Annotated in this window: 13 protein-coding genes; 6 read left to right on the top strand and 7 right to left on the bottom strand. The window is 36.0% G+C overall.

The annotated features are described in order from the left end of the window. The first annotated feature begins 79 nt into the window (after positions 1-79). From SJY23_RS07500 to SJY23_RS07480, 5 genes are all read left to right on the top strand, one after another. The gene (locus tag SJY23_RS07500; RefSeq protein WP_035334538.1) at positions 80-970 is read left to right on the top strand and encodes a sterol desaturase family protein; all 891 of its coding nucleotides are present in this window, start codon (positions 80-82) and stop codon (positions 968-970) included. A gap of 49 nt (positions 971-1,019) precedes the next feature. Then, the gene (locus tag SJY23_RS07495) at positions 1,020-1,919 is read left to right on the top strand and encodes a DUF547 domain-containing protein (RefSeq protein ID WP_396598052.1); all 900 of its coding nucleotides are present in this window, start codon (positions 1,020-1,022) and stop codon (positions 1,917-1,919) included. A gap of 91 nt (positions 1,920-2,010) precedes the next feature. Further along, positions 2,011-2,811: a DUF547 domain-containing protein gene (locus SJY23_RS07490; protein WP_396598051.1), complete on the top strand. Its 801-nt coding sequence runs from the start codon at positions 2,011-2,013 to the stop codon at positions 2,809-2,811. A 53-nt stretch (positions 2,812-2,864) separates the two neighbouring features. Then, on the top strand, positions 2,865-3,575 hold the full coding sequence (locus tag SJY23_RS07485; protein WP_396598050.1) for a TIGR04283 family arsenosugar biosynthesis glycosyltransferase: 711 nt from the start codon (positions 2,865-2,867) through the stop codon (positions 3,573-3,575). A gap of 195 nt (positions 3,576-3,770) precedes the next feature. Further along, positions 3,771-4,370, top strand: coding sequence for a nitroreductase family protein (locus tag SJY23_RS07480; RefSeq protein WP_035334541.1), 600 nt, complete (start codon positions 3,771-3,773; stop codon positions 4,368-4,370). A gap of 90 nt (positions 4,371-4,460) precedes the next feature. Here SJY23_RS07480 and SJY23_RS07475 read toward each other — a convergent pair whose 3' ends face one another. The 3 genes from SJY23_RS07475 to SJY23_RS07465 form a co-directional block, all read right to left on the bottom strand. After that, on the bottom strand, positions 4,461-5,222 hold the full coding sequence (locus tag SJY23_RS07475) for a head GIN domain-containing protein (protein WP_396598049.1): 762 nt from the start codon (positions 5,220-5,222) through the stop codon (positions 4,461-4,463). A 2-nt stretch (positions 5,223-5,224) separates the two neighbouring features. Beyond that, entirely contained in the window at positions 5,225-6,331 is a 1,107-nt protein-coding gene (locus tag SJY23_RS07470; protein WP_396598048.1) for an acyloxyacyl hydrolase, read from the bottom strand. A 223-nt stretch (positions 6,332-6,554) separates the two neighbouring features. Continuing rightward, positions 6,555-6,710, bottom strand: a complete 156-nt coding sequence (locus tag SJY23_RS07465) for a YqaE/Pmp3 family membrane protein (RefSeq protein WP_035334543.1) — start codon at positions 6,708-6,710, stop codon at positions 6,555-6,557. A 224-nt stretch (positions 6,711-6,934) separates the two neighbouring features. On the opposite strand from SJY23_RS07465, the gene SJY23_RS07460 reads away from it, so the two are divergent. Then, positions 6,935-9,121, top strand: a complete 2,187-nt coding sequence (locus SJY23_RS07460) for an ATP-binding protein (protein ID WP_396598047.1) — start codon at positions 6,935-6,937, stop codon at positions 9,119-9,121. Between the two features lie 5 nt (positions 9,122-9,126). Here the strand turns inward: SJY23_RS07460 and SJY23_RS07455 are convergent, their stop codons facing one another. From SJY23_RS07455 to SJY23_RS07440, 4 genes are all read right to left on the bottom strand, one after another. After that, positions 9,127-10,386, bottom strand: coding sequence for an outer membrane protein assembly factor (locus SJY23_RS07455; RefSeq protein ID WP_396598046.1), 1,260 nt, complete (start codon positions 10,384-10,386; stop codon positions 9,127-9,129). A gap of 62 nt (positions 10,387-10,448) precedes the next feature. Continuing rightward, on the bottom strand, positions 10,449-11,675 hold the full coding sequence (locus tag SJY23_RS07450) for a POTRA domain-containing protein (RefSeq protein WP_396598045.1): 1,227 nt from the start codon (positions 11,673-11,675) through the stop codon (positions 10,449-10,451). Between the two features lie 129 nt (positions 11,676-11,804). Beyond that, positions 11,805-12,815, bottom strand: coding sequence for a glycoside hydrolase family 113 (locus SJY23_RS07445; RefSeq protein ID WP_396598044.1), 1,011 nt, complete (start codon positions 12,813-12,815; stop codon positions 11,805-11,807). Positions 12,816-13,032: 217 nt separating this feature from the next. After that, on the bottom strand, positions 13,033-13,923 hold the full coding sequence (locus tag SJY23_RS07440; protein WP_035334547.1) for a hypothetical protein: 891 nt from the start codon (positions 13,921-13,923) through the stop codon (positions 13,033-13,035). Positions 13,924-14,075: the final 152 nt, after the last annotated feature.

The raw sequence follows: 14,075 nt of genomic DNA, 5'->3' as shown, positions 1-14,075 counted from the left end.
CCTTGTAAGGATAATACAAAAGGCACAACTAAGGTTGTGCCTTTTCATTTTTGTAAATTTGTTATTATCACTTTATAATATGCGCAAATACGTAGATACTTTCTTACAATCTTACTCCGACTATTGGAGTTATTTTAAGCGTGAGATTTTCTTTGAGAATAACTGGGATAATTATTTCTGGGGATTGATCATTGTGTCTCTTGTAGTATGGGGGTTAGAAATTGCATTTCCGTGGCGTAAGAATCAGAAGATCTTCCGTGAAGACTTCTGGATGGACTTATTTTATATGTTCTTTAATTTCTTCTTCCTCAATCTCATTGTATTTATCGCACTCACAAATACCGCAGCACTGTTTTTTGATGATATTCTAGGCGTGGTAGGATTAGAATTAAGTGATTTCCAACTTTTTGATGTAGACACATTACCCTTTGGCGTAGGGTTGCTTATCTTTTTTATCATATCTGACTTTGTGCAGTGGAACACGCACAGAATACTACACAGAGTACCATTTTTATGGAATTTTCATAAAGTACATCATTCCACAAAGGAGATGGCTTTTGCAGCACAGATGCGCTATCACTGGGTGGAGCCTATTATGTACAAGTCCTTTTTATACATTCCTATTGCGATTATAGGAGGTTTTGACCTTGCATATGTGGCCATCATACATTTTACCGCTCTTACGGTAGGTCACCTCAACCATGCAAACATAGGCTGGGATTATGGCCCGCTTAAGTATATTCTCAATAACCCTAAGATGCACATCTGGCATCACGCAAAAGAATTACCTGAGCGTGTAAAGTATGGCGTAAACTTCGGACTAACGTTGAGTGTATGGGATTATCTTTTTGGAACAAGTCATGTTCCGCATGATGGTCGTGATATAGAATTAGGGTTTGATGGAGATGAAACATTTCCAACGGACTTTGTAGGTCAAATCACCTATCCTCTTTCTGAAAAAGAAAAGTAGGTTATTGCATACGCTTTCGCGAAAGCGAACTAATCTTAGAAAAAATCTGATGCAAAAATTAACTTACTTCATACTTACAATTGCACTTCTCACTAGCTGTAGCAGTTCTAAAAATGTTACAACTACTCCCGAACCTGAAGCTCCAGTTGTTATTACCGAAACCCGTGTTGAAATACCACAAACGGTAATTACCGAATCAGAAGAAGTTGAAACTACAATCTCCGAACCAGAGAAAGTCCTTGAAGTTGCCGTCTCAAATAGTGAACCTGAAGAGTTTGTTGAAGTGGAAACAGTCCAAGAAGCTACAAGTTTTAATCATGACGCTTTTGATACACTTTTAAAGAAATACGTTTCTAAAGAAGGTAATGTAAACTACAGTGGTATCAAATCAAACTGGAGTAGTTTGCGTTCATATATCGCTTCCTTAGGGCAATCACTGCCTACAGAGGGCTGGTCACAAGAAGAGAAACTATCGTACTGGATGAATGCATATAATGCAATGACGATAGATCTTATACTACGCAACTATCCACTTGAGAGTATAAAAGATATTAAAGATCCGTGGGATCAACGGTTTTGGAAATTAGGAGACAAGTGGTATAATCTCAATGAGATTGAGCATAAGATTCTACGTAAGATGGGCGATGCTCGCATACACTTTGGGATAAATTGTGCTTCTTTCTCTTGTCCGCCACTGCTTAATGAGGCATTTACACCTAGTAAGGTAGATGCACAACTAGATATGCTTTCGCGCAAATTTATCAATGATCCTACCCGCAATACTATCACAAGTGATCGCGTCGAAGTTTCAAAGATTTTCACTTGGTTTGCAAAAGATTTTAAAACAGACGGCTCTCTCATAGATTTCTTGAACCGCTACTCCACGACCTCAATTTCAGAGAATGCGAGAGTGCGTTATCGTGATTATGACTGGACATTAAATAAGTAGTAATGTTTTCACAAAACTCACTTAACTACACGTTAATGGGTATTGGTTTTGCTTTCGCGAAAGCGATATTGTACTCTCAATAAGATATATTATGAAAAACTTCTTACAATTACTTACCATAAGTGCCTTTGTAATTACGTTGCAAAGTTGTGCTACGCTAGCTGCAGGTGGAATTACAAGTCAAGGACAGCCTACTAAACAAGTAGAAGGAACTCTAACCTCAACGACTGCAAACTCTCGTGTTAATGTAGATCACTCTGCGTGGGACGAGCTTCTTAAAAAGCATGTAGATTCAAAAGGAATGGTAGATTACAAAGGATTTGCCAAAGATCAAGAAGCCCTTAATGCATACTTAGATAAACTTGCGAGCCTAGACCCTAATAATGACTGGAGCGTTCAAGAATTGCTGGCTTATTACATCAATATTTACAATGCGTATACCGTAGATCAAATCCTTAAAAATCCAAATGTTACAAGCATAAAAGAAATAGACGGTGTATGGACTAAAGGAATTGTAACTGTGCAAAACCGCAAGCTATCTCTAGGAGGAATTGAGAATGGCGTACTACGCAAGATGAACGAACCCAGAATTCATTTTGCTATAAATTGTGCCTCTATTTCTTGCCCACCGCTATTGAGAGAAGCATACACTGCAGGAAAAATCAATGAGCAATTAGATAGAGCTACAAAGGAATTTATAAATAGTGACAAGAATACTATCACAGCAAATAAAGCAGAGCTATCTTCTATTTTTAAATTTTATACAAAGGACTTTTATAGAGGATCTAATGAAAGTTTAATCCCTTACATAAATAAATACAGCACGGTAGAAGTTAAAAGAGATGCGCCTGTCACCTTTAAAGAATATAACTGGGGATTAAATAAACAATAATTGAAAACCATCTCTACTCTTTTTGCGTAGATTTGATGACCATAAATTATTTAATGAAGCCTTCTATTTCGATTGTCATACCGGTACTTAATGAATCTGAAACGATTATTAAATTACTAGCACACTTGAAAGAGAAGGCTTTTTCTATTGATGATGTCAAGCAAATTATTGTAGTAGATGGAGGAAGTAAAGATGACACTTACCATCTCGCCAGTAATTATAGCGAGCACAATCCTGAAGTCACAGTTATAAAATCTGCAAAGGGCAGAGCTAAACAAATGAACACAGGAGCCGCTATCGCAATAGGCTCAATCCTCTACTTTTTACATGCAGATTCTTATCCTCCTCAAGATTATGATAAGCATATCGTGGAGCAAGTGGTTGCTGGTAATCCTGCCGGATGTTTTAAAATGAAATTTGACTCTAACCACTGGTGGTTAAGACTCGCTGGGTGGCTTACACAATTTAAATGGAGAGCCTGTAGAGGAGGAGATCAAAGTCAGTTTATCACAGCACAGTTATTTAAGGAGCTAGGCACTTTTGACGAGCGTTATATAATTTATGAAGATAATGACCTTATCAATAAGTTATATGCTAGGCGTAAGTTTGTGGTAATTCAAAAATGGCTTACCACCTCGGCAAGGCGTTATGATGAAAACGGGGTGTGGAAATTACAATTTCACTTTTGGAGTATTTATGTGCGCAAGTGGTTTGGTGCAAGTGCAGAAGATTTGCATAAGTACTATCTTAAGAAAATTTCTTAACCTCAAAAGCTTTAACTCCTCAGCTCCTATCTTTAATTATCCTGAGGTCATTCAATTCATAGTTGAACTCTATTCAGCGACCTAAACGCATAAAGTTCTCTTAAAATAGTACTATCTATTGAGGCAGTTATTGCAATGTAATATTGCGATACTTAATTTTACTCATATACCTAATATGGTTTAAAAACAATTGATATGAGCTTTATAAATGCAATGCAAGAACGTTATACTACAAAGAAGTATAACGCATCAAAAAAAATAGATAGCAAACATATAGAAGAGCTTAAGGAAATACTTCGCTTAAGTCCGTCTTCCATAAATAGCCAGCCATGGAAATTCACTTTTGTTTCTGACGAAGCTACCAAAGAAAAGCTTTCTAAAGTATCGTGGATTAATACCGAGAAAGTAACAGATAGTGATACTGTAGTTATTTTTAGCAGGATTAATGATCTAGCAGCCTTTGAAAAACAAATAGAAGAAGAACTACCTCAAGGTGCAGTAGATTACTATAAAGAATATCTCAAACCATTACCAGAGCAAGAAATCAAGGCATGGTTTGACAAGCAAGTGTATTTATCTCTAGGAGTATTATTAAGCGCCTGTGCTGCAATGAATATTGATGCCACTCCAATGGAGGGTATTGAACCGGAAAATTACGATAAGATTATAGATAACAAAGGCTACGCAACGCTAGTAGCTGTTGCTATAGGATATCGCGATGAGGATGATTTTAATCAACCTAGTAAAAAGCCAAAGTCAAGAATAGCTTTAGAAAAAGTAGTAGAAAGCATCTAAGGCACTAAGATTGTTACTTGAGCATCATTAAAAAAGGAGTCACTCTAAATAAGTGACTCCTTTTTTTTAGTCTAAACGTGGAGTATAGAACTAGTCAAAAATAACTTCGCCAGTAAAGAATGCTTCCACGTCAACTAAGGGAGGTGTATTACTTAATATTAAATTACCTGTACTTCTTAGTTCCCCGCTTATGGATAGTTGAGGAGCTATCAACACGTCGTTTGTACCTCTATGGAAAATGGTAACATGTTGCACTGCTAGATCCTGTAGTGGTAATCTACTATCACCCTCTAGCAAGTTAATATCTAAATTGGTTACGCTTCCTCGTATAAAAAAGTTAGACAAGCCGTTACATTGAAGGAATACACTTTCTGAGTCTAGCACCATATCAAAATCTCCATCTTTGTGATAAAAATCTTCCTCAATAAGATCATCAGAAACTAGTCGCAAGGTATTCCAGCTTATCAAGCCATCTCCTAAAACTGTGCTGCCGCTACTATTTCTAATTTGGCTAAGGTTTGGGTGTGACACCCGTAATATAGAAGTATCATAATCTCTCACGAGATTACATGAAGCATTATTTTTTACAATGAGCGTATTATCCTCGACATAAACCTCAAAATCTTCTAGCAGGTTTTCTCCAGTCTCAAGTATTACTGATATCTCTGGAGCATCTTTTACAACTAACTGCACACGTTCAAAAACAATAATACTATCAAAGCTCGCTAGGTCATATTCCTCAGTAATTATAGAACCGCTTGTTTTAAGGCATGACAATGTATCCTCAGTATCACAAGATGCAAACCACATCATCACTGGCAACAACACTACTATTAAATATTTATTTTTCATCATTAAAATCTATATCCTAATCCAAATTCTACTGCCTCTGCCTTTGCGCCGTGTGCTTTTACAACCATGCTTCCAGAAAAATGATCTCCAAAAGTTCTTTTGAGCCCTAATCGATTATAAAACCTTCCTTCAAAATCGTACGGATAATACACATAGTACCCGAGCTGGGACACAAATGAAAGTTCATTGAAATGTAACTCATGACCTATAAAAACCCCAAAGCGTTTCCAGTCTTCATCACCTGTCACTTCTCCCTCAGGAAAAGCAATAGACTCATAACGAATAAGCTCTTTTAAAAAATTTGCAAAAAAAGCATCTACACCTGCTGTAAAACTAGATTTATGATTAATACGCTTATCTGCAAATGCGGTAAGAGTTAAAAAACCGTATCGTGGAGAATTATTTATATCACTTTGATTTGCACCACCACTCACTACTAGATTATAATGTATAGGCTCTGAGTATGCTGTTTTTTCTCCTAGTGGGATGTAATCTGGAAACTCATTTGCTTTTGGAAAATAATTAATCCCCGCAGTAAATGCCCATGTATTTGTGGAGTTATTAGGCGCTTTGAGGTTGGCGTTACTGTAGTGTATAATGGTAAGCCCTGCGTGTACTCCTATATTTTTGAAGATATTATTCTGCTTGAAACCAAATTTAAGCATGGTACTACTCAACACAGTGGTACCATAAGCATTATTTATAAAGTTAGTCTCTCTATCATATGGATTTGTGGCGATTGCAACTCCTTGCCCTATTCTAAACTGCAATCTACGCTTCCAGTAGTAAAAGTTATAATGTGCATAAGCACTATACAATTCCCCTAGATTTTCATTTTTCATATCTTGATAGACAAAAGTGTAGCCCACATCTGGAAAATTGTAGCGCCGTTCCCAGGCCTCGTACCCATACGTCTTTCTATTATAGGCAAGCATTATCCCTTGCGGATGCTCCGTTATTAGATGCGAAATATCTGGATTATGCTCTAATATTGTACCGTAAAAAAAATCTGCTTCAAGATCAAAAGGACGTAATTTTTCTTCTTGTGCATGTATTGTAATTGTTAACAAACAGAAAAAGGTAATCCCTAGCTGGCGCAAGTAATTCATAAGAGTCACTGGTTAGTCTGTGAACTTACGAAAAATTGAACATGAAGGTTTGTTTTTTACTCTAATTATATTGCTGCTCTAAATGTTTTGAATTTAATAATTACGCTTTCGCGAAAGCGCAACAACAATTAAAACCTCGTTAATCCACTTATAAATAGGAATTGCTGTAAAACAAAAAAGGGGATGCATTTTCATGCATCACCTACTATATACTAAAATTCTACTACTTACTATTCACATAAAATGCATGTATTACTCCCGGTAACCAGCCTAATAAAGTGAGAATAATATTTATGATTAAATCCTTGCCAGCGCCTTTTGTAAGTGCTACAGCAAGTGGTGGAAATATAATACTTAAAATGATGGTTAGAATTGACATTATTTTTGGTTTAAATTAGTCACAAATATATCTAGTGCCAGTGTATGAGAACGTTAAGTCATTATTAATTGAGATAGTCTTAACTTACTAATCATAATTTGTAGGATTTTTCTTATTTCTTGATTTGAAACAAACGATTAAATACAAATATTCTTTATGTTTTGTATATTGTCATAGATTAAGCAACTGAAATGAAGAGAATTACTTTTTTTTTAATCCTAATTATGTCCAGTTCTATAGGAACTGCACAGATTGACAGCTTGAAGATTAAAGAAAGATTAGAACGTCTGATGGACTCTTCTGCTACCTATTACGAGGCTAATAACTATAGTAAATCCCTTGAGCTTAACGTTAGAATCGTTGAAGAAGCAAAAAAAATAAATGATACAGATTATTTACAAAGCGGCTTTAGATATTTAGGCTATGACTACTTAATCTTACAAGACACTATACAAGCTAGAGAAAGCTTTGAACGGTCTCAAGAGTATGCTAGCCTTTCTCAAGATAGTCTAGGCTTAGGCCTCACCTATATGGATCTTGCAAATCTTTATGGTTACTCAGAGTCCTCAATTAATAAAGCGCTTCAATACCACGATAAGTCTATTGTAGTTTTTAGAGACTTAAAAGATTCACTTAACTTAAGTAATGCTTATCTAAATACCGTACTTACCCTACAAGAGCATGAGCGATTTGATAAGTCATTAAAATATCTAAAAAAGGCCGATCAATTAAAAGCTCATTTATCAGATGGTCTCAAAGCAAATCTTGAAAATCAGTGGGCTATTTATTATTTACATGAAAAAAACTACAAAAAAGTAGATTATCATATAACCAAAATTTTAAAGGACACCTTGTTGCAAGGGTCTAGTTTTGAACTTGCAGATAGTTATCTCACTTATAGTTTGAGTCTTTACGGTCAAAAGCGATATAAGGAAGCTTATGAGTATGGAGTGAAGTATCAAAATTTATATGAAGAAACTACAGACGAATATCAGAATGAAGAATCTCAAAAAATAGCAGCAAACTTTCAAGTAGCCGAATACAAAAAAAACATTGAGAGAAATGAATTAAAAAATAGGCTGCAAGCAGAAATTGTACGCAGCCAAATAAACTGGAATAAATTTCTAATTGTTGTTACCGCATCAAGTGTTCTTCTCTTAGTTTTACTCTATAGAATGTATAGAAGTAAGAAGAATTATGTAAAAAGTCTAACTGAAAAAAACATAGAATATCTTACGGCAAAGAATGAATCTGAGCAGTCTACAAAAGCTAAGACGGCCTTTTTCTCAACGGTGAGCCATGAGTTGAGGACTCCTCTCTATGGAGTTATAGGACTCAGTACTATCCTTATGGATGACCCAAAATTAAAGTCACATCAGCAAGATCTTAAGTCTCTTAAGTTCTCTGCAGACTATCTTCTTGCACTCATAAACGATGTACTTCAAATCAATAAGATTGATTCAAAAACATTTATAGAAAATAATGAAGTTTTTAATACAAGAGATTTTATTAGGAATATCGTTTCTTCTTTTGAATACATGCGCCAGCAAAACAAGAATAACATTCATATTAACATTGATGATAACGTTCCCGAATTTGTAAAAGGAGATGCTACAAGGCTTTCTCAAATACTTATGAACTTAGTGGGAAACGCTTGTAAGTTTACAGAAAATGGGGACATCTACATATTACTTGAAGCGTCTGGTCTTAATGATCAAAAGGCGAGTATTCACTTTACAATTCAAGATACAGGAATAGGGATTCCAGAAGAAAAACAACAAAGTATATTTGATGAATTTTCTCAAGTAAGCTCGAGGCACTATACTTATCAAGGTACTGGATTAGGCCTTCCTATTGTACAAAAACTACTAGCACTTTCTGGAGCAGAGATACACTTATCAAGTAAAGAAGGAGAAGGATCTACATTTTTCTTTACGCTAGACTTTGAGATATCAAATGAATCATTAATTGTCGACCCCATAATTATAGTAGATGATACACAACTCAAAAACAAACGTATCCTTATTGTAGACGATAACCGTATTAATCAAATAGTCACAAAGAAAATATTAGAGAAGCTTGAAGTAACCTGCAGCATTGCAAATAATGGTCAAGAAGCTGTAGAATATGCTAGAGATAATGAGTATGATCTTATCCTTATGGATATCAATATGCCTGTAAAAGATGGATTAGAGGCCACAAAGGAGATTAGACGTTTTAATACTAACATCCCTATAATAGCACTTACTGCGGTAGAGGTTAAAGAAATGCGTTACAAAATTTACAATGCTGGGCTTACAGATATTATCGTAAAACCATATGACATCACTCTTTTTAAGCGTACAATACTGCGCAATTTGCAGCATTTAAATAGCAGACACTCCACCTCTACGAAACATCTACAGGTCTAATATTTTTAAAAATACTGCCCTACTCCAAATACCAATCCGCTAGTGGAGTTTGGGGTTATTCCATATCCATAATCTATTCTAAAAGTAGCATTAAAAATCTTTTTGTGAGTAAAACGCAATCCTAGCCCAGGATACACTCTAAGATTTTGGTCATCTCCAAAATCATCAAAATCTCCACTTGGATTTCTCCAAGATCCAGCATCTACAAAGGCATTTCCTTGCAATACAAATGATTCTTTATCTGCAATAGTATATCTATACTCAGTATTAAGTACAATTACTCCTGTACCACGGTCTATTGTATTGCCGACCCCTCTTATATTTAGATTATTATCAACAGAAAATGGAGCAAATGGCGAGTCTGCATTAGATGCTAGGCCTACTCGTAATCTGTTTGCCCAGTTACCCTTATCCCCTACTCTAGTAAAATATTGAAAGTCATTCCACCAGATTGTAAAATCTGGTAATCTGCGATCATTTGCCATCACATGCTGCACATTAAATGTACTTTTAAAGCCAGATATATACTGGTAGTAATAATCTAGTGCGTTATATTCATAAATACCTTTAAAAAGAACCTTATCTACATTAAACTCCTGAGGAACCCCTGCAGATGTAGCGCCTGCTAGGTAATCATACTTCTCATTAAATAGATTTAAACCTGCCTCTACCCGATGTTTGAAGTTTATTGCATATAATCCTAATATTTCAAAGGAGGTATTGCTGTACTTATAATCTGCAGTTCCTTCTTCTAGAAAAACTGGCTCCTGCGTGGTTAATCGCTGCGCATTGACCGCAATCCCGAACTTATTATTAAATAAAAATGGAGCTCTTAGATTCACTCCATAAGAATTAAAAATATCTCGTTGAAAAAATCCTCCCAAGGCTATATTTCTCCCTAAGGTATTGAACTCGTATACTCCTATTCTAAAGGCAAATTCATCATCGTTAGTAGTATAGACATTAAGCTGAGGGTTTATCGTTATATTCTCTTCAATATAATAGCGTACTTCATAATTATCATAAGAAGGAATCACTTGATAATATGCATGCCGTACTGCTGGTAGTCTTTTGAGTCTTATAATATCTACCTCTAGTAATGTAGAATCTAAAGGACTATCTACACGCAAATCACTAATTAACTTGATAAAAGAGGTCTTAAGTTTTTTGTTGCCATGAATGGTAAAATGATCCACAAAGCCTTCTTGCGCATTACTCATAGAGCAATACAACATAAGTAAAATGTATAACCGAAAGTATTTCATGTACTGTAGGATTTACTATGCTTTATAATTGGGTTATCTCATAATCAACATATTCTCTTACATTAAAAATACTGCCCTATCCCGAATACAAGTCCGCGATTTTGAGTTGCTCCAAGTCCTACTCCATAATCCAACCTAATGACAGCGTTGAAGATACGTTTATGTATAAAGCGCACTCCTAAACCAGAGTATAACTCTACATTATTGATACTCGCTAGATTATCAAAACCCTCTCTAGGACTTCGTATTGACCCAGCATCTACAAAAGCATTTCCTTGAAGTACAAACCAATCCTTTTCTATAAGTGTGTGCCTATATTCTGTATTTACAAAGACAAAGGATGTCCCTCTGTCAATATCATTACCCGCTCCTCTAAGATTAAATTGATTATCAACAGTAAAAGGAGCAAACTCAGATTCGTTATAAGAAGCATACCCTAGCTGTAGTCTACTTGCCCAGTTACCCTTTGTCCCTACTTTTTTAAAATACTCAGTTGCATTTTGTGCTACAAGCCCTTCTTCTAAGAGACCATCACCACCTAAAATATAACGCACATCAAGAAGGTTACGCACTCCCTCTACATATTGATACGTGATGTTTAAAAAATTAGTCTCATACTCTCCGCGTAGGGATACTTTATTTGCATCAAGTCCTGCTGGCAGTACACTTTGCACCTCCGTATCATCAATGTCGTAGGATTCTTTGTATACTCTCACTCCTAACTCTGCCTTGTTGTGAAAATCTATTTCATACAATCCATAAACCTCTGCACCTACATCATCTTTCTTGTAGTTTATAGGAGTTTCACCTAAGTAAACAGGTTCAAAAGTCACATTTTTAATATAGTTGACACCTAAGCCCAATTTGTTAGTAATTAAGAAAGGTGCTTCCCAGTAGGCGCCGTAAGAGTCAAAAACATCCCGCTGATAAAAGCCACCAAGTATCTGACTTTGACCAAGAAAATTAAATTCGAATGCGCTTACGCGAAAAGCAAAACTACCATCGTTTGCCTCAGAGATGCGCAAACCTGGGATAATGGTAAAATTTTCGACAATCTTATAGGTGAGTTTGTACGTGCTGTCTGTAAGTTTAGTTTGAACAACGGTCGCATTTGCAATGGCTGGTAGTCTGTTTAAACGCTCAATATCTGTTGCGACTTTAAGAGAGTCATATGCCGTTTGTGATTTTACTTTAATAAGTCTTCTCAATAAAGATTCATCTACACGTTTTAATCCCTCAAAAGTGATTTCTTCTATAATAGGTTCTTGTGAAAAAAGAAATGAAGTCATTAACAGAGCGCAGACGAGGGAGAAATATTTCATAAAGGTTATAGCTATATTAAAAACGTTGGTCGAAAGTAATGCACAATCATTGCGCAACACGCCATTATTTACTTAATTAAATGATGAGCATCCTATTTAATACTTACCATAATGCTGTCTTATTACAGCTTCGGCTGGTTTATTTTGAGGTGTAAACTGGTTGTTTTCTGGACCTCCTACCTCATCATGTTTTACAAACCATTTCCAGATAAATCCTCCTGCCATCCACTCTTCATCCCATACTGTATTAAAGAGAGCTTGCGTCGCTTGTGCCTGTCCTTCAAGATTTACGGTGGTCATAGACCTATCTGCCTTCCAAGGTTCTTTGCCCGTATAATCTACAGAGCGGTAACCAAATTCTGTGAAAATCACTTTGCGGTTTTCCGCTTTCGCGAAAGCGGACATCTCCTCCTTCCATCGTTGCCATCCCGCTATAACACACTCCACAGATGGCGTTTGATCATCACAAACAGGAAAATAAGCATCAATCCCTATGTAGTCTAGTTGGCTCCAAAAAGGGGTTTTCTTATACTCATCCCAATTTGCAGCATACGTAAGTTTACCATTGTACACCTTTCTTATATCAATAATAAGTTGCGCCCAAAAATCTGGTCTGTTTGTTACAAATTGCTCTAGCTCTGTACCTATACAAAATATAGCTGCTCCTTCCTCTTGAGCAAGTGTGGCATAATCCATTATAAAATCACGATACGATTGCTCAAGTGCCAGCCACTCCTCTTCTGTCTCCATCTTGAGGTAACCAGTAAACTCACCACGACGTATCCATATCTGAGGTTTTACCATTACATCAATATTTGCTTTATGAAGTTCTGACACATAATTGCGACCTCCTTCTCTAGTTTCACCATACCACTGCCTGTCTGTATTATAAACAATTTGCGGCTTGTCCATTTGTGGCACAAACCCAAACGGCATTACCGCAGCATAGTTTGCATTTATACGTTGTACAGGGCTTATATGAGTGCTATCTACCGGATTACGATTTGCAACAAAACTCACCCCGTTGATTTTCTTTTCTTCTGTTTTTTGAGCGGTACATGCTTGTAGACAAATCAATAAAAAGAAACATCCTATAATATTTTTCATCTACTTATTTTTTGACTTAAAGATATATGTTTATGATTAAAATTTGAAAATCATAGTAGCTATAAAGATATACGTAAAAGCAATAAGACCTTAAGAGCTGGGTAACTCTCAAGGTCTATCATAGTGTGCTGTATACTCATTGTAGTTAACGTAAATAAATATACATTGCACTCGTAAAGAGCTTAGATTAGGGGAACCTAAGCGCTCTAGCTATATGTTAAAAAACTGCTCTCAACCCTAGGTTAAAAGTCTGCCCTAATCCAGTGTCGTTTCCTCTTACAAAGTTTGTATATAATGCCTCAAGATTAAGAGCATCTGTAAGTTGATATTTTGCTCCACCACCTACAGCTGTAAAGTCTTGTGAGAATTCGTTTCCTAGATCAAGAAGTTGTGAGTGCTGTACAAGACCTAGTACTGTAAATTTCGAACTTGGGAAATAACTTAAAAACAATCCAGGAGTAAGACGCAAACTATCATTTGCAAAACTATCCTCATCATCTCCAAAGTTGAGCTCAGAATTCAAATCTGCAAATAGTTGCCAGTCTCCTCCTGCAAAAGTATGATCAAAGAAAAATCTGTTTTGCCATGTAAATCCTTTTTGATCAAGAAAAACACCTTCTTCTGTCTCATTATCTACTAGAGGAATAAAAAACGAACTCTGGATAGAGAAATTATTTACTTTACTAAACGGAACAAACTTTACAGATGGCGCAATAGAAGTAAGACCACTACGAGCAGTACCTCGCTCACCATCAAATTTAAAAACATCAAAAGCATCACGACCTCCTATAGTACTGGATCTGGCCTCTAGAATCAATCCTACATTTACTCTGTTGTTATTTGAAACACCAGTGTACACTTCAAGTGTTGAGGTAAAGAAATTATTTCTTGGGATATCACGATCTTCACCATTTTCGCCAAAGGTATCTTTTGTTTCTGTGTAAAGATTATTAAACCATTTGATGTCAAATTGCCCTTTTGAGATAAGTTTAGAAGGTGTGAGTGTCTGTATTACAGAGCCTCCGTCTTCAAGGTTTTCTGTATCATCTTGTGCAAAAGAAGTTGCTGCAATAAGCATTAAAGCGACTAGTAGGATTGTTTTTTTCATTGTAGTTGTTTTTGATTATTTATTTGTGCGTCACACACCAGACGGCTAGGGTTTAATACTATCTGGTGAGAACGGCTTTTTAAGTCAATAGTTATCTACCTCGACAGGTATCGAGTAGTTGTAGTAGGTAAATTTTAAAGGAGTTATAGCAA

It is taken from the genome of Dokdonia sp. R86516, assembly GCF_044596715.1.
GTDB lineage: Bacteria > Bacteroidota > Bacteroidia > Flavobacteriales > Flavobacteriaceae > Dokdonia.
Note: the sequence above shows the minus strand (reverse complement) of the source record. Positions and strands in the feature narration are given on the sequence as shown.